The organism is Streptomyces sp. NBC_01717 (assembly GCF_036248255.1).
Classification (GTDB): Bacteria; Actinomycetota; Actinomycetes; order Streptomycetales; family Streptomycetaceae; genus Streptomyces.
Genome location: NZ_CP109178.1, coordinates 3563348 through 3586608, shown reverse-complemented (window position 1 = coordinate 3586608; position 23261 = coordinate 3563348). Strand labels below are relative to the sequence as shown.

The following is a 23261-nucleotide window of genomic DNA, read 5'->3' as shown; positions in this document are numbered from 1 at the left end:
ACGCTGTGGATTCTGTCTGTCCGTTGACCGGACGCAGTGACAACCGTCGTGGGGGAGGGAGAGGTTGCGGTGTGCCGAGGTAAAGAGTCGGTAATGCGTCACATAATCGGCAACGGAGCAACCCGGGCAAACATTGCATTCACCGATTGTTCGATGAATCGTCACTTCTCTTTGTTCCCAAGGGATTTGGGCAACGCAGAGAGAGGTTTCGAAAGTGTGTGGTGACCACCGTTTCGGGAAGGATCGGATGGCCCGTACGGGGGACCTTCCGTACTAGCGAACGAGCCGAATGCGGACCTCTGCGGTGCCCGATTCCGCACGCTCCGTCCGCCAGCCCGACCCGGCCTTCCACACCCGGCCCGCATACGCGACCTCGTCGATGTCCAGTGCCTCGGCCTGCGCCACCGCCCAGTGCGCCAGCTCCCAGCCGCGCTGCGTCGTGCCACCGTCCCCGGCGGTCCGGGCGGACTTCTTCACCGGCACCGAGACCGTGCCCGCCGCCGACGCCCCGCCGTGCGTCCCGCTCGCCGACTCCCCGTCCTTCGCCTCGCCCGCGGCGGGCAGCACACCCTTGCCGAAGGTCCGCACCAGTTCCGCGCGCACCTGCGCCGCGTCGGCCGCCGCGACCGCCGTCCGCGTCGGCGTGCAGTTCAGCGCCGTGGGTGTACGGCCGGTCAGCGCGGCGGCCAGCAGCGCGGCATCCGGCTCGTGCTTGGCGTACGCCTGCGGGTAGCCACTGCGCTGCACACGCTGCGCGGCGACGGTCAGCGGCAGCCGCGAATAGCCGGGGACCTCGGCCAGATGCTGATAGAACTCCCCGGCCGAGTAGACCGGGTCGAGGATCTGCTTCTCGGTGCCCCAGCCCTGCGAGGGACGCTGCTGGAACAGCCCGAGCGAGTCACGGTCGCCGTGCTGGATGTTGCGCAGCCCGGACTCCTGCAGCGCCGTCGCCAGCGCGATCGTCACCGCACGCTCCGGCATCCCGCGGGTGGTGCCGACCGCGGAGATCGTCGCGGCGTTCGCGGCCTGCTCCGGACTCATCCGGTACGTACGCCCTTGGCCCGCCGAACCGTCGGCGGACTGCACCGTGCACCGCTCGCCACCCTTGTTGCCGGTGACGTACTGCACGGTCAGGTAGCCGGCCACGGCGAGGAGCACGGTAAGGGCCGCCGCGATACGGAAGGGGCGGCTGCGGCGGGTGTGTCGGCGGGTGGAGGAGGCGGTCCGGGGCACGGCCCCACCGTACTGGAGGGGCCGAGCGGGCCCGAGACCGAAGTCCCTTAGGGTCGGTTCCATGCCCGAAAGCACGCTTGACCTCACCCTGGACGGCCCCGCGCTCACCGCCCGGCTCGTCGACTTCCCGTCGGTCAGCGGGGACGAGAAGGAGCTGGCCGACGCGATCGAGGCGGCTCTGCGCGCCCTCCCGCACCTGGCCGTCGACCGGCACGGCAACAACGTCGTCGCCAGGACACAGCTTGGCCGCGCCGAACGCGTGGTGCTCGCCGGACACATCGACACCGTCCCGATCGCCGACAACGTTCCGTCCCGGCTCGACGAGAACGGCGTGCTGTGGGGATGCGGTACCTCCGACATGAAGTCAGGCGTCGCCGTCCAGCTGCGGATCGCGGCCACCGTGCCCGAGCCCAACCGCGACCTGACCTTCGTCTTCTACGACAACGAAGAGGTCGCCGCACACCTCAACGGGCTCGGCCATGTCGCCGACGCCCACCCGGACTGGCTGGAGGGCGACTTCGCCGTCCTCCTCGAACCGTCCGACGCCCAGGTCGAGGGCGGTTGCCAGGGCACCCTGCGGGTCTTCCTCCGTACGGAAGGGGAGCGCGCGCACTCCGCACGCAGCTGGATGGGGTCCAACGCCATCCACGCCGCCGCCCCGATCCTCGGCCGCCTCGCCGCGTACGAACCGCGCCGGCCGGTCATCGACGGACTGGAGTACCGCGAGGGCCTCAACGCCGTACGGATCGAGGCCGGCGTCGCCAACAACGTCATCCCGGACGCCTGCACCGTCGTCGTCAACTACCGGTACGCCCCCGACCGCAGCGCCGAAGAGGCCCTCGCCCACGTCCATGAGGTCTTCGCGGACTGCGGCGTCGTCGAGTTCACCGTCGACGACCACTCCGGCGCGGCGATGCCCGGCCTCTCCCACCCGGCGGCCGAGGCGTTCATGGCGGCGGTCGGTGGCACCGCCCAGCCCAAGTTCGGGTGGACGGACGTCTCCCGCTTCGGCGCGCTCGGCGTTCCCGCGGTGAACTACGGACCCGGCGACGCGCTCCTCGCGCACAAGCGCAACGAGCACGTGGCCGTCGACCGGATCACCCACTGCGAGGAGCGGCTCCGCTCCTGGCTCACCGGCTGACCCACAGCATTCCCCTGTGCGTAACCTCCGTAGATCTACCCTTACCTGACACACAACGTCGGCATGTCGTCGGAGGGAGCAGGTCATGGGCAACCCCGAGGAAGCGCACGTCCCCGAGGAGCAGCGGCTCGGACCGGTACTGCGCCGCAGGGAACAGGTGCAGCCCGGCACCACCGATCAGCGGCTGCTGGACACCGAGGGCGACTCCGAGTGGGTGCACACCGACCCATGGCGGGTGATGCGCATCCAGTCGGAGTTCGTCGAAGGATTCGGTGCCCTCGCCGAGCTGCCCAGCGCCATCAGCGTCTTCGGCTCGGCCCGCAGCCCGGTCGGCGGACCGGACTACGAGGCGGGCGTACAGATCGGCAAGGCGCTGGTCGAGGCGGGCTTCGCGGTGATCACCGGGGGCGGGCCCGGAGCGATGGAAGCCGCGAACAAGGGGGCACGGGAGGCGAAGGGCGTCTCGGTCGGCCTCGGCATCGAGCTGCCCTTCGAGTCCGGCCTCAACCCGCACGTCGACATCGGCGTCAACTTCCGCTACTTCTTCGTCCGCAAGACGATGTTCGTGAAGTACGCGCAGGGCTTCGTCGTCCTGCCCGGCGGCCTCGGCACCCTGGACGAACTCTTCGAGGCGCTCACCCTCGTCCAGACGGGCAAGGTGACACGCTTCCCGATCGTGCTCTTCGGCACCGCGTACTGGTCCGGGCTCGTCGACTGGCTGCGGGACACGGTGGTGGCGCAGGGGAAGGCGTCCGAGCGGGATCTGCTGCTCTTCCACGTCACGGACAGCGTGGAAGAGGCGGTCACCCTGGTGACGAAGGAAGTCGGCCGGTAGGACGGCGCGCGGGCGCCGGACGGGCTCGCTCAGGCCCCCGTGGCGATCGAGGTGCGGGGTCCGGGGCGGAGTCCCGGTCTCGGGAAGGGACGGGCAGCGGACAAGGCCCGTCGCAGGCCCCGCCGCCTCACGCCCCGGCTACGCCAGCCCCCTCCGCGCCACCGCCGGCGCCCGATGCCCGGCGATCGACGCCACCATGTCCAGCACCTGCCGCGTCTCCGCCACCTCGTGCACCCGATACACCCGCGCCCCCAGCCAGGCCGACACCGCGGTCGTCGCCAGCGTCCCCACCAGCCGTTCCTTCACGGGCCGGTCGAGCGTCTCCCCGACGAAGTCCTTGTTGGACAGCGATACGAGGACGGGCCAGCCGGTCTCCGTCATCTCACCGAGCCGACGCGTCGCCTCCAGCGAGTGCCGGGTGTTCTTCCCGAAGTCGTGACCGGGGTCGATCATGATGCCGTCCGGCCTGACCCCGAGCTCCACGGCCCGCCGGGCCAGTCCCTCCGTCACCCGCAGGATGTCCGCCATCACGTCGTCGTACACGACCCGGTGCGGCCGGGTCCGCGGTTCGGCGCCGCCCGCGTGCGTGCACACCAGCCCCGCCCCGTACCGCGCGGCGACCTCCGCGAGCTTCGGGTCGACCCCGCCCCACGCGTCGTTCAGCACATCCGCACCGGCCTCGCAGACCGCCTCGCCGACATCGTGGCGCCAGGTGTCGACACTGATGACGACATCCGGGTGGCGGCGCCGCACCTCGGCGACGAACCCGACCGTGCGTCGGGCCTCCTCCTGGGCCGTCACCTCCTCGCCGGGACCGGCCTTCACCCCGCCGATGTCGATGATCGCGGCGCCGTCCGCGACGGCCTGCTCGACCCGGGCGAGCGCGGGCTCGTCGCGGAAGGTCGCGCCCTGGTCGTAGAAGGAGTCCGGAGTACGGTTCACGATCGCCATGATCACCGGCTCGTGCGCCCCGAATTCGCGCCGCCCCAGCCTGAGCGCACCGCTTCGCATCCCGTGTTCTCCTCTGGTAGATCGCCCCGTGGGTCGCCTGCGACCCTAACTGTCGGCACCGCATGGCACGATCGGAGCCGGACAGGTTTTCGCTCCCGGGGAGATGCGCGTGTTCTGGTTCTTGCTGCTGGCGATGGTGGTGGTCGTGGCCGCGGTCACCCTCGCGGTGGTCGGCGGAGGGAAGAGTGCCGTCCTGCAGGACGTGGCGCCCGAGCAGCTGACCGACCCGCTGCCCGCGAACCGGCCGGTCGGCCGTGCGGACATCGAAGCGTTGCGACTGCCCGTGGTGGCCCGCGGCTACCGGATGACGGACGTCGACGACGCCCTCGGCCGGCTCGGCGCCGAGCTCGCCGAACGGGACGCGCGGATCGCCGAGCTGGAGTCGGCGCTCGCCGGCGCGCAGGCGACGGCGGTGGGCGGCAAGGGGCTCTTCAAGGAGCCGCAGAACCGGCCGCACCTGGAGCGGTCCCCGTGGGAACCGCCGCACCCGCCGCGTCCCGAGCGGTCCCCGTGGGAACCGCCGCACCCGTCGGCGCCGTCCGGCCCCCCACCCGGAGCTTCCGGGCCGCAGTCCGGGCCCCGGTCCGGCGAGGAGCCGCAGCGATGAGCGTCGCCGGCGTCGAAGTCGCGGCCGACGGCAGGCTGCGCTGCTCCTGGGCACTGTCCACCGACGACTACCTCGTCTACCACGACACCGAATGGGGCCGCCCCGTCCACGGCGACGACGCCCTCTTCGAACGGCTCTGCCTGGAGGCGTTCCAGTCCGGACTGTCCTGGCTGACGATCCTGCGCCGCCGGGAAGGGTTCCGCAGCGCCTTCGCCGGATTCAAGATCCATGCGGTCGCCGAGTTCACCGACGCCGACAAGGAACGTCTCCTCGCCGACGCCGGGATCATCCGCAACCGCGCGAAGATCGAGGCGACCCTTGCCAACGCCAAGGTGCTGGCCGACTGGCCGGACGGCGAGCTGGACGCACTGATCTGGTCGTACGCCCCCGACCCGGCCATCCGCCCCGCCCCGCGCTCCCTCGGCGACGTCCCGGCGGTCACCCCGGAGTCCACTGCTCTCGCCAAGGACCTCAAGAAGCGCGGCCTGCGCTTCATCGGCCCCACGACGGCCTACGCCCTGATGCAGGCGTGCGGCCTGGTCGACGACCACCTGGCCGACTGCGTGGCCCGGGGTACCGCGGCGTAGCGGGGAGCTACTTCCCCAGGTACTTCGGCTTCGCCTTGTCCAGGAAGGCCTGCACCGCGATCGTGTGGTCCTCCGACGCGCCCGCCTTCGTCTGGAGCTCGTCCTCCTTCTCCAGCGTCTCGCTCAGCGTGTGGCCGGCGCCGTAGGCCAGGGACGCCTTGAGCGCGGCGTACGCCACCGTCGGACCGTCCGCCAGCCTGCGGGCCACCGCCAGGGCCTCCGCGGCGAGGTCGTCGGCGGGCACCACCTTGTTCGCGATGCCCAGCTCGTAGGCGTCCTGCGCGGAGATCGAACGCGGGAAGAGCAGCAGATCGGCCGCGCGGCTCTGACCGATCAGCCGGGGCAGCGTCCACGAGACGCCCGAGTCGGCGGTCAGGGCGACCCCGGCGAACGAGGTGTTGAAGGACGCGCTGTCGGCCACCACCCGGTAGTCGCACGCGAGCGCGAAGCCGAAGCCCGCGCCGGCCGCGACACCGTTGACCCCGGCGACGACCGGCTTCTCCATCCCGGTGATCGCCCGTACGACCGGGTTGTAGTGCTCCTGAACGGTGCTCAGCGCATTGCCCGTGCCGGACTCGCGGGTGGCGGTGAGCGTGGCGACGTGTTCCTTGAGGTCCTGGCCGACGCAGAAGGCGCGCCCGGTCGCGGTGAGCAGAACGGCCCGTACGGCGGTGTCGGCGGCGGCCGACTCCAGCGCGTCACGGAGCGCGACCTTGGCCGCCGTGTTCATGGCGTTCATCGCGTCGGGCCGGTTGATCGTGATCGTCGCGAGACCGTCAGTCACTTCGTAGAGCACCGTGTCGGCCACGTTGTCCGCCATTTGCTGTCCCCTTTGCGCCTCGGGCAATGCCTGTCGAGCCAAGCATGGCCGACATCACGGAGGGCGAACATGTGACCTGCGTCTAACAATTGCGCCCCGATGCAGGGGTGCAGGCGACGGAGTATCGCAGCCGGATCGCCGAATTGAGTGGTTTTGAGAGAGCGCGTTGCGCAAGCGATGCAGACCGATGTTGGTCATCGGGGTCTGTGATGCGGGATAATGGCCTGGAAGCAATGTGTTCGATGCCGGTGACACAGCGCCTGTCATGGGGCCGCCGGTTGATATGAGCTGGTTTCAGGAAGGGGAACGAGCATGGCGGCCATGAAGCCGCGGACGGGCGACGGCCCGCTCGAGGTGACAAAGGAGGGGCGGGGCATCGTCATGCGCGTTCCGCTCGAAGGCGGCGGTCGGCTTGTCGTGGAGCTGACGCCGGACGAGGCCGATGCGCTCGGCGACGCCCTCAAGAAGGTCGTCGGCTGACGCGGAGGCGCCCACACTTCACCACTGCCCCGCCACGGAGCCCGTGCCGGGGCAGTGGTGCGTCCGGGACACTTCGCAGCCCGGGTGCGGGGCGAGGGGTGAGGACCGATGGACGGTCAGCCGCGCCGGACCGCGCACAGCAAGCCGTCGCCCACCGGCAGCAACGTGGCCATCAGCTCCTGGCTCTCCCGCACCGCCCGCAACAGCTCCCGCAGCTTCAGCACCTCGGCGGGCTGCGCCGCCGAGTCGACCGTGCGGCCGTCCGCGAAGACACCCTCGAAGCAGACCAGACCACCGGGGCGCAGCAGGCGCAACGATTCAGCGAGGCAGTCCAGGCTCTCCAGCCGGTCGCCGTCGCAGAACACCAGGTCGTATCCGCCGTCCGCGAGTCGCGGAAGTACGTCGAGGGCGCGTCCCGGGATGAACCGGGCCCGATTGGCGGCGAACCCCGCGGCCCGGAACGCCTCGCGGGCGAACTGCTGACGCTCCGGCTCCGGATCGACCGTGGTCAGCACGCCGTCAGGTCGCATCCCGTGCAGCAGATAGATGCCGGAGACGCCGGTTCCGGTGCCGATCTCGGCCACCGCCTTGGCGTCCGTCGTGGCAGCGAGCAGGCGCAGCGCTGCGCCGGTGCCTGGTGACACCGAGCGGAGACCTGCGTCCCGGGCCCGGTCCCGGGCCCAGCGCAGTGCTTCGTCCTCGGCGACAAAGGCGTCGGCGAACGCCCAGCTCGTCTGCCGGTTGGCGGTAATGACCCTCTCCTGTCCCCGTAGTTGGCGCAACGGTGACTGTATCCGCTGTACCCGGGAACCCGCAGATGGGACCGGGCGTTATCAAGGGGCAGGGGAAAGCGCGTGGACAGGGCCCGCAGATCGGGCCCGGGAATCCGCGGCCGGCGGTTCCGGGGCGGTCCCCGGCCCCAGCAGGAAAAAGGCTTATCCGGAGCTAACGGGCGAGGTGGCTATGGTAGGGGCTCCACTGGACACCACCAGAGCCGACAGGGGAGGTGCGGCTGCGCCTGTGGATCGGGGAGGAGTGCTGCGGCGCTTCCTCAGGTCGGCGGGTGAGCCGAAATCCGTGACCAACATTGCTGACCGTTCTTCCAGCGACTCCGCACCGACCGCGACCTTCGCCTCAGATGCGGACTCCCAGGCTTGGATGCCGCCCTCATGGGAAGAGATCGTCAGCACGCACAGCGGTCGTGTCTACCGCCTTGCCTACCGACTGACGGGCAACCAGCATGACGCCGAGGACCTCACCCAGGAGGTCTTCGTCCGGGTGTTCCGTTCGCTGTCGACCTATACGCCCGGCACCTTCGAGGGCTGGCTGCACCGCATCACGACCAACCTGTTCCTGGACATGGTCCGTCGTAAGCAGCGGATCCGTTTCGACTCCCTCGGCGACGACGCCGCCGAGCGGCTGCCGAGCCGTGAGCCGTCCCCGCAGCAGGTTTTCAACGACACCCACTTCGACGCGGACGTGCAGCAGGCGCTGGACACCCTTGCGCCCGAGTTCCGCGCCGCGGTCGTGCTCTGTGACATCGAGGGACTCTCGTACGAGGAGATCGCCGCGACACTCGGCGTGAAGCTCGGCACCGTGCGCAGCCGTATCCACCGCGGACGCTCGCACCTGCGCAAGGCGCTGCAGCACCGCTCTCCCGAGGCCCGCGCCGAGCAGCGCTCGCTGGCGGGCGCGATGGTGGCGGGGGAGGGCGGATCGGCGTGAGTGGCACGGGTCCGACCCCTGCGGAACAGCATCTGGGGGACCGGCTTGCCGCGCTTGTCGACGGTGAGCTCAAACATGACGTCCGTGACCGGGTGCTCGCCCATCTCGCGACCTGCACCAAGTGCAAGGCCGAGGCCGCCGCCCAGCGGCGGCTGAAGAGCGTCTTCGCACAGTCCGCACCGCCTTCGCCGTCCGAGGGGTTCCTCGCCCGGCTGCAAGGCCTTCCCGGGGGACCTGGTGGTGACGACGACAGCCAAGGAAGACCATTCGGCGGCTCCGGGCGCTTCGCCGACGGACGCTTCCCCGCGATCCAGCCTCCCGGCAGCCGCAGCGATTCACCTTCGGGGAGCTCGCCGCTCGAGCGCTTCGGCTATCTCCCGACACCGCACGGCTCGGCCGCGGTGCTTCCGGGTGCCGCATCGCGCTCCGCGTTCCCCATCCATGAGGTGGGCCGGGACGCGGACCGTTCGCCGTGGCGCGGCCGCAGGTTCGCCTTCGCGGCGGCCAGTGCCGTCTCGCTGGCGGCCATCGCGCTCGGCGGCGCCCTGCCGACGGACGCCGGTCCCGACGCCCCGGTCCGTGCCGAGGGCGCCGGCAACAACGTGACGCCCCTCGATGCCGACGCACGCGCCGAGCGCGGCAGCGTGACCAGCCGCCGCGGTGGTGGCATCGGCACGTCGGCCGCGCCCCACAGCCGCCGCACCGTCGCAGCCGCCACGCCGTTCCAGCAGCGGAACGGCCGTGTACCCGCACTGTTGGGCACGGGTCTCGCCACACCCAACCCCTTCATGGTGCCGGTGCTGACCAATGTGTCCGCGCCACCGTTGATACGTCCCACTGCTACCAGCCCCCTGTTCACCCGGGCGCTCGGCAGCGGACTGACCCCCACATCCCCCGCGCCCTCGCCGACCTCGTCCTGGACGCCCACATCGGCCTCGGCCCTGCCGAGCTCCGCCGATCACGGTCTGCCGCTTTCTCCCCGGCGCTGACCGGGGTCTGCGCAGCCATTCGCAAACCTGGTTGAATCCCGGGAGGAATTCCCGGAGGGACGTCTCTCGCGGGCGTGCAGAGGGCCAGTTGCGGCAGTTGCGGGGAGAACATGGACGACGGAAAGCCCACCGGGCCGAAGGCGAAGTGGTGGAGCCGTCCCACGCAGGGACACACCACCACTTCAGCGCCGAAGAGTGCATCCGCCGCGGCGGATGCGCCGGTCGAGGACGCGCGGGCCGCGGACACACCCGCACGGCCCGAGCCGGTGGCGCCCGCACAGCCCATGGCACCCGAGCCCGTGACGCCCGCGCAGTCCACCGCACCTGAGCCCATAGCACCCGAGCCCGTGGCGCAGGCGCCCGAAGCCCCCGCACCGGCGGTGACTCCACTGCACGAGCCCGACGAGTACAGCACCCCGCCGTACGGCGGCCCCGGGCCCTGGGCGCCCGCACCCCCCGTACAGCGCCCGGTCCCGACGCTGGCCCACGGCACCCCGGTACCTCCGGTACCCGCGCCGTACGCGGGCACGAACGGCGCGGAGACACCCACCGGGCCCGCACCCGTCACCACCCCGGGCCCCGTCCCCGCCCCGGCCTTCACGCCCCCGCCCCCGCCGCCCCAGTCCACGCACTGGCTGCAGTACGACCCCTGGGGTGGGTACCGGCAGCCACTGACCCAGCCCGGTCAGCCCCTCGGCTCCGACGGCGGACGGGGGAAGAACCGGCGCGGCTCGCTGCTCGTCGGCGCGCTGCTGCTCGCCCTGGTTGCGGGCGGCATCGGCGGTGGCATCGGGGCCTACATCGAGCGCAACGGCGGCCTGACCACGGTCGAACTCCCGCAGGCCGCGAAGAACAGCGGCGGCCGCGCCCCCGACAGCGTCGCGGGCATCGCCGCCAGCGCTCTGCCCAGCGTGGTCACCCTCCACGTCAGCGGCACCACCGAATCGGGCACCGGCACCGGCTTCGTCCTCGACAACGAAGGCCACATCCTCACCAACAACCATGTGGTCGCCCCGGCCGGCCCCTCCGGCGACATCACGGTGACGTTCAGCGGCGGCGAGACCGCGAGCGCCGAGATCGTCGGCAAGGACAGCGGCTACGACCTCGCCGTGGTCAAGGTCAAGGGCGTCTCCGGGCTCAAGCCGCTGCCGCTGGGCAACTCCGACAACGTGCAGGTCGGCGACCCGGTCGTGGCCATCGGCGCCCCCTTCGACCTGTCCAACACCGTCACCTCCGGCATCATCAGCGCCAAGGACCGGCCGATCACCGCGGGCGGCGAGAAGGGCGACGGCAGCGACATCAGCTACGTGGACGCGCTGCAGACCGACGCCCCCATCAACCCGGGCAACTCCGGCGGCCCGCTGGTCGACACCGACGCCCACGTCATAGGCATCAACAGCGCCATCCGCGCAGCCGACAGCGGTTCGACGGCAGAGGGCGGCCAGGCGGGTTCCATCGGACTCGGCTTCGCCATCCCGATCAATCAGGGCAAGCGGGTCGCCGAGGAGCTGATCAACACCGGAAAGGCCACCCATCCGGTGATCGGCGTCACATTGGACATGAAGTACACCGGTGACGGCGCCAAGGTCGGCGCGAAGGGCGCCGAGGGCAAGCCCGCGGTGACACCGGGCGGTCCCGGTGCGAAGGCCGGCATCAAGCCGGGCGACATCATCACCGAGGTGGACGGCCAGCGGGTGCACAGCGGCGAGGAGCTGATCGTGAAGATCCGCGCCCACCGCCCGGGCGACCGTTTGGACCTCGGGCTGACCCGCAGTGGTAAAGACCTGTCCATGACTTTGACCCTCGGGTCCGCAACGGGCACGTGACGGCACCAGGACGCTACCGCCCGGACAGTTCCGCCGGGTACCGTGGGCCGGGGCCGGACCTCATCCGACCTGGTCCATGGTCTCGGAGAACACGAGGAGCAACTAGGTGTTCAATGACATAGGCGCACTCGAGGTGGTCACGCTCGTGATCCTCGGCGTGCTCGTCTTCGGCCCGGACAAGCTGCCCAAGGTGATCCAGGACGCCTCGCGCTTCATCCGAAAGGTCCGCGAGTTCTCCGAGAGCGCCAAGGAAGACATCCGTACGGAGCTCGGCCCGGAGTTCAAGGACTTCGAGTTCGAGGATCTCAACCCGAAGACGTTCGTCCGCAAGCAGCTCATGGACGGCAACGACGATCTCGGGCTGAAGGAGATCCGCGAGAGCTTCGACCTCCGCAAGGAGATGGCGGAGGTCACCGACGCGGTGAACGGGCGCGAGACCACGGCCGTGGAGTCCGCGGGCGGCGTGTCGGGCAGCGCGGCGATCACCGCGGCGAACGGGTCACCGGGCGCTCCCGACCTGCTCAAGAAGCGTGAACAGCCCGCGAAGGACGACCGCCCGCCGTTCGACGCCGACGCCACCTGACACCGGTCAATCCCGACTCGTCCGGACGGTATGGCTATTCTCCATCTGTCCGGTTGCGAGGCTGCCCGAGGGGGGCGGGCCACTCCGGACCTTAGGGATCGAGGAGGCGGCCGGGCAGATGGAGACGACAAGTCGGGCAGGCGCGGAAGGTGCGTCCAGCGCAGTCACCGAAGAGGAGGTGCCGGCGGCCCGGCGTACGGTCGACGGCTATCTGCAGGCGTCGTTCCCCTGGTACGGACTGGACGAGGCCTTCACCGGTCCGCGCTGGCTGATGCAGGTCGGCACGGCGGCGGACGGCACGGTGCAGCACGGATCGACCGGGCACGGTGACGAGCCACTGGTCCGGGGCGACTCGGGCGGTGACAAGCAGCGGTTCGCGGTCGTGGTGACCGTGGGGAGCAGTCCCGTGCGGCGCAGCGGCGACGGTACGGGAGTCCTGGACGCGACCACGGTCTCGTCTGCCGCCTGGCTGGCCGGCTCGGGCCTGCTGTCGTACACCTGGCCCGCGCAGCTGGACCACACACTGCGCGACGACTGGCTGGACCAGCAGACGGAGACGGCGTTCGAACTCGCCGATGATCTGGACGGTCCCGCGTGGTCGGTGCTGTCCCTGCCGGTGGACGGGGTTCCGGTGCCGTTCCACTACCGCGAGTCCGAGTACGGGTGGGTGCTGGCGGGGTCGGCGCGCGGGGAGGTGCACATCGGGGCGTACGGGCGTGGGATGAGCGCGTACGGACTCGGGTTCTCGGTGGTCGCAGACATCGCCACGTACGCGTAGCGGCTCGATCGGTGCGGTGAGCCGTGACCGGACGCGTCCGGTTCGCCGCGCTTTCCCCGATCGCCGGACGGGCTTCTTCCGTCGCGGCGATCGAGGTCTCGGGCTGTCGTCAGAACTTGTTGCGCGGGGTGATTCCCAGAGACATGCCCGACAGGCCCCGCTGACGGCCACCCAGCCGCTCCGCGATCGCGCGCAGCGCCTTGCCGGCCGGGGAGTCCGGGTCCGAGAGGACCACGGGCTTGCCCTCGTCGCCGCCCTCGCGCAGACGTACGTCGATCGGGATGGAGCCGAGCACCGGCACCTCGGCGCCGACCGTCTTCGTCAGGCCCTCGGCCACCTTCCGGCCGCCGCCCGTGCCGAACACGTCGACCATTTCGTCGCAGTGCGGGCACGGCATGCCCGACATGTTCTCGACGACGCCGACGATCTTCTGGTGGGTCTGCACCGCGATCGAGCCTGCCCGCTCGGCCACCTCGGCCGCGGCCTGCTGCGGGGTCGTGACGACCAGGATCTCCGCGTTCGGAACGAGCTGCGCCACGGAGATCGCGATGTCACCGGTGCCCGGCGGCAGGTCGAGCAGCAGGACGTCGAGGTCGCCCCAGTAGACGTCGGCGAGGAACTGCTGCAGCGCTCGGTGCAGCATCGGGCCGCGCCACACCACCGGGGCGTTGCCCGGGGTGAACATGCCGATGGAGATGACCTTCACGCCGTACGCCGACGGCGGCATGATCATGTTCTCGACCTGGGTCGGCTTGCCGTCCGCGCCGAGCATCCGCGGCACGCTGTGCCCGTAGATGTCCGCGTCCACGACGCCGACCTTGAGGCCGTCGGCGACCATCGCCGCCGCCAGGTTCACCGTCACGGACGATTTGCCGACGCCGCCCTTGCCGGACGCCACCGCGTACACCCGGGTCAGCGAGCCGGGCTTGGCGAACGGCACCTCGCGCTCCGCCGTGCCGCCGCGCAGCGACGACGCGAGTTCCTTGCGCTGTTCGTCGCTCATCACGTCGAGCGTCACGTCGACGCGCGTGACGCCTTCGACCTTCGCGACCGCGTCGGTCACGTTCTTGGTGATGGTCTCGCGCATCGGGCAGCCGGACACCGTGAGATACACCGTGACAGCGACCGCACCGTCAGCGGCGATCTCGACCGACTTGACCATGCCGAGTTCGGTGATCGGTCGGTGGATCTCCGGGTCGTTCACTGTCGCCAGTGCTTCGCGCACCGCGTCTTCGGTAGCCATACGACGATGTTACGGCGCCCGCGCCCGCCGCCGGGATGGGTCGTCAGCGGTCTTCGTCACTCTCGGCAGGGAATAGTGTGCGCCGGTCGTCCATGTCCTTCACCATGTCCTGGAGTTCCGAGCGGATCCAGTCACGGGTGGCGACCTCGCCGAGCCCCATCCGCAGGGACGCGATCTCCCGGGTGAGGTACTCGGTGTCCGCGATGGAGCGCTCGTTCTGCTTGCGGTCCTGCTCGTGGGTGACCCGGTCGCGGTCGTCCTGCCGGTTCTGCGCGAGCAGGATCAGCGGGGCCGCGTACGAGGCCTGGAGCGACAGCATCAGCGTCAGGAAGATGAACGGGTACTCGTCGAAGCGCAGGTTCACCGGGGCGAAGATGTTCCACAGCACCCAGACGATGATGATCAGCGTCATCCAGACGATGAACCGCCCGGTGCCCAGGAAGCGGGCGATCCGCTCGGAGAATCGGCCGAACGCCTCGGGGTCGTACTCCGGCAGCAGCCGCGGCCGCACGCCCTTCGGCTGATCCAGCCGGCCCCTGGCGGTGCGCGTCATCGCCGACGACCCCGTCGACGACGGCCCGGGTCCCGTCGTCCGGGGGCGGTGCTCACCCGCCATGGGCCACCCACTCCTCGCCGTGGAAGTCGGTCTCCCGCCAGTCCTCGGGCAGCAGGTGGTCGAGGACGTCGTCGACGGTCACCGCACCGAGCAGCGACCCGCTCTCGTCCACGACGGGCACCGAGACCAGGTTGTACGCCGCCAGGTAACTGGTCACCACCGACAGCGGGGTGTCCGGGGTCAGCGGCACGAGGTCGCTGTCGACGATCGAGCTGACCAGGGTGAACGGCGGGTCGCGCAGCAGCCGCTGGAAGTGCACCGCGCCCAGGTACTTGCCGGTCGGCGTCTCGTCCGGCGGCCGGCACACGTACACCTGCGCGGCGAGCGCCGGGGACAGGTCGGAGCGGCGGACCCGGGCGAGCGCGTCGGCGACCGTGGCGTCCGGCCGCAGCACGATCGGCTCGGTGGTCATCAGGCCGCCCGCGGTCCGCTCCTCGTACGACATCAGCCGCCGCACGTCCGCCGCGTCGTCCGGCCGCATCAGCATCAGCAGCCGCTCCTTGTCCTCCTCCGGCAGTTCGGAGAGCAGGTCGGCCGCGTCGTCCGGGTCCATCGCCTCCAGGACGTCGGCGGCGCGCTCCTCCTTCAGCTTGCCGATGATCTCCACCTGGTCGTCCTCGGGCAGCTCCTCCAGCACGTCGGCGAGCCGGTCGTCGTCGAGGGCGGCGGCCACCTCGGCGCGCCGCTTCGGCGACAGATGGTGCAGCGCGTTGGCCACATCGGTCGGGCGCAGCCGCTCGAACGTGGCGACGAGCGACTCGGCGCCCTGCCCGTGCTCCTCCAGCGAGAAGCCGCTGACCGCCGACCAGTCCACCGTCAGGGTCTCGCCCTTGCGGCGCAGCGCCCCGCCCCTGCCCTTGCGGACGAAGTACTTGACGATCTCCCAGTCGCGGCGGGCCGGGAGCTGCTGGATCGCGACGTCGAGGATGGTGACCTCCTCGTCGGTCTCCACCAGCCGGACCCGGCGGTCCAGGAACTCGCCGAGGATCAGGCGCTCGGTGGGGCGCTGCTCGAAGCGCCGCATGTTCACCACGCCGGTGGTGATGACCTGGCCCGAGTCGATGCCCGTCACCCGGGTCATCGGGAGGAAGATCCGGCGCCGGCTGACGACCTCGACGACGAAGCCGAGCAGCCGTGGCGGACGGCCGCCGACCCGCAGCATCGCGACGAGATCGCGGACGCGGCCCACCTGGTCGCCGTTGGGGTCGAAGACGGGCACACCGGAGAGGTGCGAGACGAAGACGCGGGAGGCACCTGCGGCCATGCGGTGTGCCTCCTTCCGTCCCGTCGAGGCGGAACCCGGTCCGTCCAGCCGGTTATGCGCTGTTATGACGGGATCAGGCTAGCCCGTACCGCTCCGGGTCGGCCCGGTGGAGCCGTCCGTACGGCTCTGCGCCGGACGGCGTACCCGGCACCGGTACGCTGCCGTCAGCCACCCCCACACGCAGATGAGAGGCAGTGCGCCCGTGACCTCTTTCGTCCCCCCCGTCGCTCCCCGCCGCCGGACCGCTGTTGCCGTCCTGCTCTGTGCGGGCCTGACCGCAGCCCTGACGGCGTGCGGCAGCGAGGATCCGGACAAGGGGACCAACGGCGTCGGCAGACTCTCGGCGGCGGAGATCGAGAAGCGGGCACAGAAGGCGGCGGACTCCGCGGACGCGGTGCGGCTGGCCGGCACGCTGGTCAGCAAGGGCGGTACGTACAAGATCGACATGCGGCTCAAGGAGGACGGCGGCACGGGCTCGCTCACCTCGAAGAACAGCACGTTCGAGCTGCTGCGGATCGGTGACGAGGTCTACCTGAAGGCCGACTCCGGCTTCTGGAGCCACGACGAGAAGGGCAGCACGGACAAGAAGGGCGACGCAGGTGCCGCAGCCGGGGACAAGCTCCGGAACAAGTACGTGAAGGTCCCCCAGGGCGACCCCACGTACAAGCAGCTGCGCGGCTTCACGGACATGAAGACCCTGCTCGACGGGATGCTCACACTGCACGGCAAGGTCAACAAGGGCGACCACGGCAAGGTGGGTTCCGTCCGTACCGTCCAGATCCTCGGCGGCAAGGGGGAGGGCGGTGCGCTCGATGTCTCGCTGAAGGGCACGCCGTATCCGCTGCGGTTCGCCCGTGGCGGTGGCGGAGGCATTCTCACGCTCGCCGACTGGGGCCTGGACTTCGAGCTGAAGGCCCCGGCCAAGGGCGACACCGTCGACTACGGGCAGCAGCTCCCCAAGTCCACCTCGTAGCGCCGTCCGGCCGCCGTCAGCTCTTGCGGCGGCGCTTCAGCAGCAGCCGCGGGAGCGCGTCGGGCACGGGGTGGCGGGTGGTCGCCGGGGTCGGCAGCGGCGGCGCCGCGTGCGAGGCGTCCGGCAGGTCCGTACGGAAGCTGCCGGGCGTCAGCCGCAGGACCCGGCACTCGCGTGCCCACCGTTCGGTCATCTGCTCGGCGTCCGGCGCGTTCAGCCGCTTGCCCTTGAGCTCGGCGACCGCCGCCTCCCACTCCTCGGAGTGCGGCGCGAGCTCCGTCACGGCGGCCGTCCAGGCGACCAGCCGGCCGCCCTTGTCCTTGCTGCGTACGGTCACCTCGGCGGCGGACCCGTCGGTGAGGCCGGCCGGCAGCGGCTGCTCGCCTGGGCCGTCCCCGACGAGATGGGCCGCCCCCTCGTGCCATGTGTGCCACAGCGCCCGCGCGGGCCCGGTGCCGCGCACCCAGATGAGGCCGGACTTCTTGGTGGCCTCCTCGACGAGGGCCGGTCCGAACAGCGAGTCAGCGGCGGCAGCAGTCATGGGCCCAACTCTATTAGAGCCACCCGTTGCGCTTGAGCGAGCGGTGGATGGAGAAGCAGACGACCCCGATGACGCCCATCACCATCGGATAGCCGTACGTCCACCGCAGTTCCGGCATGTGGTCGAAATTCATGCCGTAGACGCCGCAGATCATGGTCGGCACGGCGATGATGGCCGCCCAGGACGTGATCTTGCGCATGTCCTCGTTCTGGGCGACGGTCGCCTGCGCCAGGTTGGCCTGCAGGATCGAGTTCAGCAGTTCGTCGAAGCCGATGACCTCTTCGTGCACCCGCGCCAGGTGGTCGGCGACGTCCCGGAAGTACTTCTGGATGTCCGGGTCGACCAGTCGCATCGGCCGCTCGCTGAGCAGCTGCATCGGCCGCAGCAGCGGCGAGACGGCCCGCTTGAACTCCAGCACCTCACGCTTCAGCTGGTAGATCCGGCCGGCGTCCGAACCGCGCGGGCTGCCCTTCGCGGGGGTGGAGAAGACATCGATCTCCACCTCGTCGATGTCGTCCTGGACGGCGCTCGCCACCGCGATGTAGCCGTCCACGACATGGTCGGCGATGGAGTGCAGAACGGCCGACGGCCCCTTGGCGAGCAGCTCGGGGTCGTCCTGCAGCCGGTGCCGCAGCGCACGCAGCGAGCCGTGCCCGCCGTGCCGGACGGTGATGACGAAATCCCGGCCGGTGAAGCACATCACCTCACCGGTCTCGACGACCTCGCTGGTCGCGGTGAGCTCGGCGTGCTCGACGTAGTGGATGGTCTTGAAGACGGTGAACAGCGTGTCGTCGTACCGTTCCAGCTTCGGCCGCTGGTGGGCGTGGACGGCGTCCTCGACGGCGAGCGGGTGGAGACCGAACTCCCGGGCGATCCCGGCGAATTCGGCCTCGGTCGGCTCGTGGAGACCGATCCAGGCGAAGCCGCCCTTCTCCCGTACCCGGAGCATCGCCTCGTGCGGTGTCAGGCAGCTTCCGCTCTCCTGCCGCCGCCCGTCGCGGTAGACCGCGCAGTCGACGACCGCGCTGGAGGCGGACGGGTCACGGGTGGTGTCGTAATTGCTGTGCAGGACGTTGGTCTTGCGCAGGGACGGGCGCACGGCGGCGCGCAGGTCACGGATCATCGACATGGCTGGCTCCTTCACGGAGGGCCGTCGTCGGGCGCGTGGAACAGCCCGGAATGGGGACGTGTGCTCACATCCGCAAAGCGGGCGGCACCGCGGCGGCACGATGACGGCGTTCGCTACAGACAGGCAAAAAAGGAGTGCTCTTCCGTCGTGCGCAATGCCCCGGGCCTTGACCGAGAAGGCTTCAGATCACCGAAGAAAGGTGTCGGGCGGAAGAGCGATCGGTACTGCACGATCGACTTCGATCCATTGCAGCCCCACCTCCTCCAGCCGGTCCCCCGTGGGGGATGACGTGTCGTCGGAACTGAGAGCGACGCTTCTGCGTGCTGTCCGACCAGCGGCCAAGACTATCAGCCGACACAGGGCCAATCCCTTACTTTGCCCGTTCGATACGCGTTCTATGCTCGCCGCATGGGAGAAATTCTTGCTCTGGTCGAGGCCCGTCTCCGGACGGCTCTCGGTGAACCGGACGCACGCGCCGCGGTGACGTTCCTCGGTACGGACCGGATCGAGGTGCTCCGTTTCGTCGACGGCGATGTGGTGCGCTACGCGACGCTCGGCATGTCCGCGCAGCCGATGGCCGACCCGACCGCCGCCCTCGCGGACCCGGTGAAGGGGCCGCGCGCCGAGCTGGTCCTCTCCGTGCGGGCCGGTCTCGCCGACACCGACAAGGTCCTCCGCGGGCTGGCGGTGCTGGCGGCCTCGCCGCAGGTCGAGGGGCTGATCGTGGCGCCCGGCGCCTCGCTGGACCTCGGTGAACCGCTGTGGCCCGGGGCACCGTTCAGCTCCGTGCTGGTCGCCGAGTCGGGCGGTCTGGTCGAGGACCTCGAACTGGACGAGCCGATGGAGCCGGTGCGGTTCCTGCCGCTGCTGCCGATGACGCACAACGAGGCGGCGTGGAAGCGGGTCCGCGGGGCGCAGGAGCTGCAGGAGCGGTGGCTGTCGCACGGGACGGATCTGCGTGATCCGCTGCGTACGTCCGTGACCCTGGACTGAGACGTACGTCATACGGGATGCGGGGAGGCCCCGCCGCGCGGCCAGGAGGGAGAGCCGCGGGCGGGGCGGAACAAGGTTGACCCGGAGGTCAGTTGGCGAAGACCGCGACGCCGTCCTCGGTGGCGTGCCTGGGCTCCAGCTCCTCCGCCTCGTGGGTCAGGGCGGTACGCCGGATCCGGACGACGAGCGCGCCGGCCACGGCCGCGAGCGCGGCGACCACGAACGGGACGTGGATGTTGCTCCACTCCTCGATCTTCGGGGCGAGATACGGGGCGGCAGCCGCGGCGAACCAGCGGACGAAGTTGTAGCCCGCGCTCGCCACCGGGCGAGGCGCGTCCGAGACGCCGAGCGCCAGCTCCGTGTAGACGGTGTTGTTCATGCCGATGAAGGCCCCGGAGACGATCGTGCAGACGATCGCGGCGGTGTGATTGCCGTAGCCGAGGATCAGCAGGTCGACGGCGAGCAGGACCAGCGAGGCGCCGAGCACCTTGAGCGAGCCGAAACGCTTCTGCAGTCGAGGTGCGACGAGCACCGAGAAGACGGCGAGCAGCAGACCCCAGGCGAAGAAGACCGCGCCCGACTTGTACGGCGTCATGTTCAGTACGAACGGGGTGAACGCCAGGATCGTGAAGAACGCGTAGTTGTAGAAGAACGCCGAGGCCGCGACCGAGGCGAGGCCGCCGTGACCCAGCGCCCTGACCGGATCGAGCAGTGAGGTCCTGCGGGCCGGCTTCGGCTGTTCCTTCAGGAACGCCGTGATGCAGATGAAGCCGATCGCCATCAGCGCCGCGGTGCCGAAGAACGGGTAGCGCCAACTGGCGTCACCGAGCAGCGCGCCGAGCAGCGGTCCGCAGGCCATGCCGAGGCCGAGCGCCGACTCGTACAGCAGGATCGCCGCGGAGCTGCCGCCGGCCGCCGCGCCGACGATCACGGCGAGCGCCGTCGAGACGAACAGTGCGTTGCCGAGCCCCCAGCCGGCCCGGAAGCCGACGAGTTCCGCGACGGACGACGAAGTGCCGGAGAGTCCGGCGAAGACGACGACGAGCGCGAGGCCGGTCAGGAGTGTCTTACGGCCGCCGATCCGGCTGGAGACGAAACCGGTGACCAGCATCGCGACCGCGGTGATCAGGAAGTACGAGGTGAAGAGCAGGGACACCTGGCTGGGCGTGGCCTCGAGACCCTTGGCGATGGACGGCAGGATCGGGTCGACCAGCCCGATCCCCATGAACGCGACGACCGAGGCGCCCGCGGTGGCCCAGACGGCCTTGGGCTGGCGCAGGATGCTGCCCGTTCCCTGATCGAATGGATCCGCTGCCGGCATGGGGGTTCTCGCTCTCCAGTAGATCGATGCGTTGTGCACACAATAAGTTAGGGAATCTAATGAATGCAAGCTACATCTATTTATCCTGGTGGGAGCCACGCTGCGGACGGGTGATCGTCCTTGACGCGGCGACAGCCGGGGAGGACCGTTGGGCGCTATGAGGGGCGAACCCAGTTGCCCGAAGTGCGGTGGCCGGGTCAGGGCGCCCGGTCTTTTCGCCGACACCTGGCAGTGCGACGTGCACGGCGCCGTGTATCCCTTGCAGCCGGTGATCCCACCCAGCGTCGAGGCGCTCGGCGTGGTGGTGCACCGTGCCCGGGTGCCGGTGTGGATGCCCTGGCCGCTGCCGGTCGGCTGGTTGTTCACCGGCGTGGCGTACGCGGGGGACGACCGCAGCGGCGGCCGCGCCACCGTCGTCGCCTGCTCGGGACCCGGTCCGCTCGGCGGGGTGGGCGAGATGCTGCTCGTCGCCGAGGAGCTCGGGGTCGGCCTCGGCGCGCGTTACGCCGGGATCGACGGCCCCGACCCGGGCCCGTACCTCCATGTCGACGGCCCGCCCAATGCCAAGGTGCTGGCCGCCGGACGGCCCACCCCGCTCTGGCAGGTCAAGAGCGCCCCCGAGGACCGGGCGGTCTTCGCGGGTGAGGCGCGCGGGCTCTGGCTGTGGGCAGTCGTCTGGCCCGAGCAGTCCGCGCTGCTCATGTACGACGAGCTGATACTGACCGATCTGCGCGACGCCGGGGGAGAGGTCGACCTCGTGCCCTGCGGGGCGCTCAGCCCACGACTGCTCAGCCGGCCCTGAGGGCGGCACACGGTCCCGGCCGCCCTGCTGCGCTGCCCGCTGTCCTGCCGTCCTGACCGGGCGGTGTTCGAATGCCGGTTATCCTTGGGCGTCCCCCCTGTCCGGCTGAGAGCACTGGAGTACGCGTCGTGCACATCGACCTGCACACCCACTCCACCGCGTCGGACGGCACGGACACCCCCGCCGAGCTGGTGCGGAACGCCGCCGCGGCAGGGCTCGATGTCGTCGCTCTCACCGACCACGACACCGTCCGCGGTCACGCCGAGGCGATCGCCGCGCTCCCCGAGGGCCTCACTCTCGTCACCGGCGCCGAGCTCTCCTGCCGGATCGACGGCGTGGGCCTGCACATGCTCGCGTACCTCTTCGACCCCGACGAGCCCGAGTTGGCGCGCGAACGCGAGCTGGTCCGCGACGACCGGGTGCCGCGCGCGCAGACGATGGTGCGCAAACTCCAGGCGCTCGGCGTTCCCGTCGAGTGGGAGCAGATCGCCCGGATCGCCGGCGACGGATCGGTCGGCAGGCCGCACATCGCCACCGCGCTCGTCGAGCTCGGTGTCGTCGAGACCGTCTCCGACGCCTTCACCCCCGAGTGGCTCGCCAACGGTGGACGCGCATACGCCGAGAAGCACGAACTCGATCCCTTCGACGCGATCCGGCTGGTCAAGGCCGCCGGTGGCGTCACCGTCTTCGCGCACCCGCTCGCCGTCAAGCGCGGTGAGGTGGTGCCCGAGGCATCGATGGCCCGGTTCGCCGCGGCAGGCCTCGACGGCATCGAGGTCGACCACATGGACCATGACGAGCCGACCAGGGCCCGGCTGCGTGGGCTCGCCAAGGAACTGGGGCTGCTGGCCACCGGTTCCAGCGACTACCACGGCAGCCGGAAGACCGTACGGCTCGGCGAATACACCACCGACCCGGAGATCTACGGCGAGATCACCCGGCGCGCCACGGGAGCCTTCCCGGTGCCGGGTGCCGGCGGACCCCGCCCCGCCTAGCACCCCGCCCGCGCGCCTCGCGCACTTCATTGCTTCCCGCGTACGTCGCGTACGTCACCCCCCTCTCTCTTCGCGTGCCCGGCCGGATCCGGCCGTGGGCTGCGTGTGTCCTGTTTCGACCCGCTCTCTTCTCGCAAGGCCTCACTGTGTTCGACGTTGCTGTCTTCGGATCCCTTTTTCTCACGCTTTTTGTGATTATGGATCCGCCCGGGATCACCCCGATCTTTCTCGCCCTGACCGCCGGACGGCCCGCCAAGATCCAGCGCCGAATGGCGTTCCAGGCGGTTGCGGTCGCCTTCGGTGTGATCGCCGTCTTCGGTGTGCTCGGCCAGCAGATCCTCGACTATCTGCACGTCTCCGTCCCCGCCCTGATGATCGCGGGCGGACTTCTGCTGCTGCTGATCGCGCTCGATCTGCTGACCGGCAAGACCGACGAGCCGACGCAGACGAAGGATGTCAACGTGGCGCTCGTACCGCTGGGCATGCCGCTGCTCGCCGGACCCGGGGCGATCGTGTCGGTGATCCTGGCGGTGCAGCACGCCGACAGCTTCGCCATGCAGATCTCCGTATGGACGGCGATCGTCGCCATGCATGTCGTGCTCTGGCTGGCCATGCGCTACTCGCTGCTGATCATCCGTGTGATCAAGGACGGCGGTGTCGTGCTGGTGACGCGGCTTGCCGGCATGATGCTCTCCGCCATCGCCGTACAGCAGATCATCAACGGGATCACCCAGGTCATCCAGGGCTCCTGAGGGCGCCCGCAGATGCC

General features: G+C 70.3%; 25 protein-coding genes. 15 read left to right on the top strand and 10 right to left on the bottom strand.

The features are described 5' to 3' along the window. Positions 1-273 precede the first annotated feature (273 nt). Positions 274-1233 carry a hypothetical protein gene (locus OHB49_RS16095; RefSeq protein ID WP_329161042.1) on the bottom strand — a complete coding sequence of 320 codons (960 nt, stop codon included), beginning with the start codon at positions 1231-1233 and terminating at the stop codon, positions 274-276. A gap of 61 nt (positions 1234-1294) precedes the next feature. Here OHB49_RS16095 and dapE point away from each other — a divergent pair, with 61 nt between their 5' ends. Together dapE and OHB49_RS16085 are read left to right on the top strand one after the other, a co-directional pair. Then, on the top strand, positions 1295-2374 hold the full coding sequence (dapE, locus tag OHB49_RS16090; RefSeq protein WP_329161040.1) for a succinyl-diaminopimelate desuccinylase: 1080 nt from the start codon (positions 1295-1297) through the stop codon (positions 2372-2374). An 85-nt stretch (positions 2375-2459) separates the two neighbouring features. After that, complete coding sequence (locus OHB49_RS16085; RefSeq protein ID WP_030915368.1) at positions 2460-3209, top strand: TIGR00730 family Rossman fold protein; 750 nt, start codon at positions 2460-2462, stop codon at positions 3207-3209. 138 nt (positions 3210-3347) lie between these two features. On the opposite strand, the gene folP is transcribed toward OHB49_RS16085, so the two are convergent. Then, on the bottom strand, positions 3348-4220 hold the full coding sequence (gene folP, locus OHB49_RS16080; protein ID WP_030969585.1) for a dihydropteroate synthase: 873 nt from the start codon (positions 4218-4220) through the stop codon (positions 3348-3350). Between the two features lie 109 nt (positions 4221-4329). Here folP and OHB49_RS16075 point away from each other — a divergent pair, with 109 nt between their 5' ends. Continuing rightward, the gene (locus OHB49_RS16075) at positions 4330-4827 is read left to right on the top strand and encodes a hypothetical protein (protein ID WP_078852619.1); all 498 of its coding nucleotides are present in this window, start codon (positions 4330-4332) and stop codon (positions 4825-4827) included. After that, complete coding sequence (locus OHB49_RS16070) at positions 4824-5414, top strand: DNA-3-methyladenine glycosylase I (protein WP_329161037.1); 591 nt, start codon at positions 4824-4826, stop codon at positions 5412-5414. Before OHB49_RS16075 ends, OHB49_RS16070 begins: the two co-directional genes overlap by 4 nt. A gap of 7 nt (positions 5415-5421) precedes the next feature. Here the strand turns inward: OHB49_RS16070 and OHB49_RS16065 are convergent, their stop codons facing one another. After that, complete coding sequence (locus tag OHB49_RS16065; protein WP_030969592.1) at positions 5422-6234, bottom strand: enoyl-CoA hydratase/isomerase family protein; 813 nt, start codon at positions 6232-6234, stop codon at positions 5422-5424. 312 nt (positions 6235-6546) lie between these two features. Between OHB49_RS16065 and OHB49_RS16060 the strand changes: the two genes are divergently transcribed. Next, the gene (locus tag OHB49_RS16060; protein ID WP_003966491.1) at positions 6547-6714 is read left to right on the top strand and encodes a DUF3117 domain-containing protein; all 168 of its coding nucleotides are present in this window, start codon (positions 6547-6549) and stop codon (positions 6712-6714) included. A gap of 116 nt (positions 6715-6830) precedes the next feature. On the opposite strand, the gene OHB49_RS16055 is transcribed toward OHB49_RS16060, so the two are convergent. Continuing rightward, positions 6831-7496 carry an O-methyltransferase gene (locus tag OHB49_RS16055; RefSeq protein ID WP_030969595.1) on the bottom strand — a complete coding sequence of 222 codons (666 nt, stop codon included), beginning with the start codon at positions 7494-7496 and terminating at the stop codon, positions 6831-6833. 181 nt (positions 7497-7677) lie between these two features. Here OHB49_RS16055 and sigE point away from each other — a divergent pair, with 181 nt between their 5' ends. From sigE to OHB49_RS16030, 5 genes are all read left to right on the top strand, one after another. Next, positions 7678-8439 (top strand): RNA polymerase sigma factor SigE, encoded by a 762-nt coding sequence (gene sigE, locus OHB49_RS16050; RefSeq protein WP_199919160.1) that lies wholly within the window; start codon positions 7678-7680, stop codon positions 8437-8439. After that, on the top strand, positions 8436-9428 hold the full coding sequence (locus OHB49_RS16045) for an anti-sigma factor family protein (protein ID WP_329161034.1): 993 nt from the start codon (positions 8436-8438) through the stop codon (positions 9426-9428). Before sigE ends, OHB49_RS16045 begins: the two co-directional genes overlap by 4 nt. A gap of 110 nt (positions 9429-9538) precedes the next feature. Then, positions 9539-11254, top strand: a complete 1716-nt coding sequence (locus OHB49_RS16040; protein WP_329161032.1) for a S1C family serine protease — start codon at positions 9539-9541, stop codon at positions 11252-11254. A gap of 106 nt (positions 11255-11360) precedes the next feature. Then, positions 11361-11837 carry a sec-independent translocase gene (locus OHB49_RS16035; RefSeq protein WP_030969603.1) on the top strand — a complete coding sequence of 159 codons (477 nt, stop codon included), beginning with the start codon at positions 11361-11363 and terminating at the stop codon, positions 11835-11837. Positions 11838-11955: 118 nt separating this feature from the next. Then, on the top strand, positions 11956-12615 hold the full coding sequence (locus OHB49_RS16030) for a hypothetical protein (RefSeq protein WP_030969605.1): 660 nt from the start codon (positions 11956-11958) through the stop codon (positions 12613-12615). Positions 12616-12724: 109 nt separating this feature from the next. On the opposite strand, the gene OHB49_RS16025 is transcribed toward OHB49_RS16030, so the two are convergent. Genes OHB49_RS16025 through OHB49_RS16015 form a run of 3 tightly spaced genes read right to left on the bottom strand, consistent with a single transcriptional unit; the run spans position 12725 to position 15738 of the window. Then, on the bottom strand, positions 12725-13858 hold the full coding sequence (locus tag OHB49_RS16025; RefSeq protein ID WP_030969607.1) for an Mrp/NBP35 family ATP-binding protein: 1134 nt from the start codon (positions 13856-13858) through the stop codon (positions 12725-12727). 43 nt (positions 13859-13901) lie between these two features. Then, positions 13902-14474, bottom strand: a complete 573-nt coding sequence (locus tag OHB49_RS16020; RefSeq protein ID WP_329161029.1) for a DUF1003 domain-containing protein — start codon at positions 14472-14474, stop codon at positions 13902-13904. After that, a complete protein-coding gene (locus OHB49_RS16015) occupies positions 14464-15738 on the bottom strand; it encodes a magnesium transporter MgtE N-terminal domain-containing protein (protein WP_030969610.1) in 1275 nt (424 codons plus the stop codon). The genes OHB49_RS16020 and OHB49_RS16015 overlap by 11 nt, the downstream gene beginning before the upstream one ends. Positions 15739-15940: 202 nt before the next feature. Between OHB49_RS16015 and OHB49_RS16010 the strand changes: the two genes are divergently transcribed. Then, positions 15941-16711, top strand: a complete 771-nt coding sequence (locus OHB49_RS16010) for a hypothetical protein (protein WP_329161027.1) — start codon at positions 15941-15943, stop codon at positions 16709-16711. Between the two features lie 16 nt (positions 16712-16727). Here OHB49_RS16010 and OHB49_RS16005 read toward each other — a convergent pair whose 3' ends face one another. Both OHB49_RS16005 and OHB49_RS16000 read right to left on the bottom strand, forming a co-directional pair. Then, positions 16728-17252, bottom strand: coding sequence for a hypothetical protein (locus OHB49_RS16005; RefSeq protein WP_329161024.1), 525 nt, complete (start codon positions 17250-17252; stop codon positions 16728-16730). Positions 17253-17265: 13 nt separating this feature from the next. Beyond that, on the bottom strand, positions 17266-18381 hold the full coding sequence (locus OHB49_RS16000; protein WP_030969616.1) for a magnesium and cobalt transport protein CorA: 1116 nt from the start codon (positions 18379-18381) through the stop codon (positions 17266-17268). A gap of 408 nt (positions 18382-18789) precedes the next feature. Between OHB49_RS16000 and OHB49_RS15995 the strand changes: the two genes are divergently transcribed. Beyond that, the gene (locus OHB49_RS15995; RefSeq protein ID WP_030915414.1) at positions 18790-19374 is read left to right on the top strand and encodes a suppressor of fused domain protein; all 585 of its coding nucleotides are present in this window, start codon (positions 18790-18792) and stop codon (positions 19372-19374) included. An 88-nt stretch (positions 19375-19462) separates the two neighbouring features. Here OHB49_RS15995 and OHB49_RS15990 read toward each other — a convergent pair whose 3' ends face one another. Continuing rightward, on the bottom strand, positions 19463-20695 hold the full coding sequence (locus OHB49_RS15990; protein ID WP_030969619.1) for an MFS transporter: 1233 nt from the start codon (positions 20693-20695) through the stop codon (positions 19463-19465). Positions 20696-20852: 157 nt separating this feature from the next. On the opposite strand from OHB49_RS15990, the gene OHB49_RS15985 reads away from it, so the two are divergent. From OHB49_RS15985 to OHB49_RS15975, 3 genes are all read left to right on the top strand, one after another. Beyond that, positions 20853-21497, top strand: a complete 645-nt coding sequence (locus tag OHB49_RS15985; protein WP_030969621.1) for a DUF6758 family protein — start codon at positions 20853-20855, stop codon at positions 21495-21497. A gap of 128 nt (positions 21498-21625) precedes the next feature. Next, positions 21626-22492, top strand: coding sequence for a PHP domain-containing protein (locus OHB49_RS15980; RefSeq protein ID WP_030969624.1), 867 nt, complete (start codon positions 21626-21628; stop codon positions 22490-22492). A gap of 146 nt (positions 22493-22638) precedes the next feature. After that, positions 22639-23244 (top strand): MarC family protein, encoded by a 606-nt coding sequence (locus OHB49_RS15975; RefSeq protein WP_078852621.1) that lies wholly within the window; start codon positions 22639-22641, stop codon positions 23242-23244. The last annotated feature ends 17 nt before the right edge of the window (positions 23245-23261 follow it).

Bases quoted from the DNA above. Each gene is read 5' to 3' on its own strand.
- OHB49_RS16015 (WP_030969610.1), bottom strand. From the start codon at position 15,738: ATGGCCGCAGGTGCCTCCCGCGTCTTCGTCTCGCACCTCTCCGGTGTG.
- OHB49_RS16040 (WP_329161032.1), top strand. From the start codon at position 9,539: ATGGACGACGGAAAGCCCACCGGGCCGAAGGCGAAGTGGTGGAGCCGT.
- OHB49_RS15985 (WP_030969621.1), top strand. From the start codon at position 20,853: ATGAGGGGCGAACCCAGTTGCCCGAAGTGCGGTGGCCGGGTCAGGGCG.
- OHB49_RS16005 (WP_329161024.1), bottom strand. From the start codon at position 17,252: ATGACTGCTGCCGCCGCTGACTCGCTGTTCGGACCGGCCCTCGTCGAG.
- OHB49_RS16085 (WP_030915368.1), top strand. From the start codon at position 2,460: ATGGGCAACCCCGAGGAAGCGCACGTCCCCGAGGAGCAGCGGCTCGGA.
- OHB49_RS16070 (WP_329161037.1), top strand. From the start codon at position 4,824: ATGAGCGTCGCCGGCGTCGAAGTCGCGGCCGACGGCAGGCTGCGCTGC.
- OHB49_RS16020 (WP_329161029.1), bottom strand. From the start codon at position 14,474: ATGGCGGGTGAGCACCGCCCCCGGACGACGGGACCCGGGCCGTCGTCG.
- OHB49_RS16065 (WP_030969592.1), bottom strand. From the start codon at position 6,234: ATGGCGGACAACGTGGCCGACACGGTGCTCTACGAAGTGACTGACGGT.
- OHB49_RS15990 (WP_030969619.1), bottom strand. From the start codon at position 20,695: ATGCCGGCAGCGGATCCATTCGATCAGGGAACGGGCAGCATCCTGCGC.
- OHB49_RS15995 (WP_030915414.1), top strand. From the start codon at position 18,790: ATGGGAGAAATTCTTGCTCTGGTCGAGGCCCGTCTCCGGACGGCTCTC.
- sigE (WP_199919160.1), top strand. From the start codon at position 7,678: ATGGTAGGGGCTCCACTGGACACCACCAGAGCCGACAGGGGAGGTGCG.
- OHB49_RS16000 (WP_030969616.1), bottom strand. From the start codon at position 18,381: ATGTCGATGATCCGTGACCTGCGCGCCGCCGTGCGCCCGTCCCTGCGC.
- OHB49_RS16060 (WP_003966491.1), top strand. From the start codon at position 6,547: ATGGCGGCCATGAAGCCGCGGACGGGCGACGGCCCGCTCGAGGTGACA.
- OHB49_RS16025 (WP_030969607.1), bottom strand. From the start codon at position 13,858: ATGGCTACCGAAGACGCGGTGCGCGAAGCACTGGCGACAGTGAACGAC.
- folP (WP_030969585.1), bottom strand. From the start codon at position 4,220: ATGCGAAGCGGTGCGCTCAGGCTGGGGCGGCGCGAATTCGGGGCGCAC.
- dapE (WP_329161040.1), top strand. From the start codon at position 1,295: ATGCCCGAAAGCACGCTTGACCTCACCCTGGACGGCCCCGCGCTCACC.
- OHB49_RS16030 (WP_030969605.1), top strand. From the start codon at position 11,956: ATGGAGACGACAAGTCGGGCAGGCGCGGAAGGTGCGTCCAGCGCAGTC.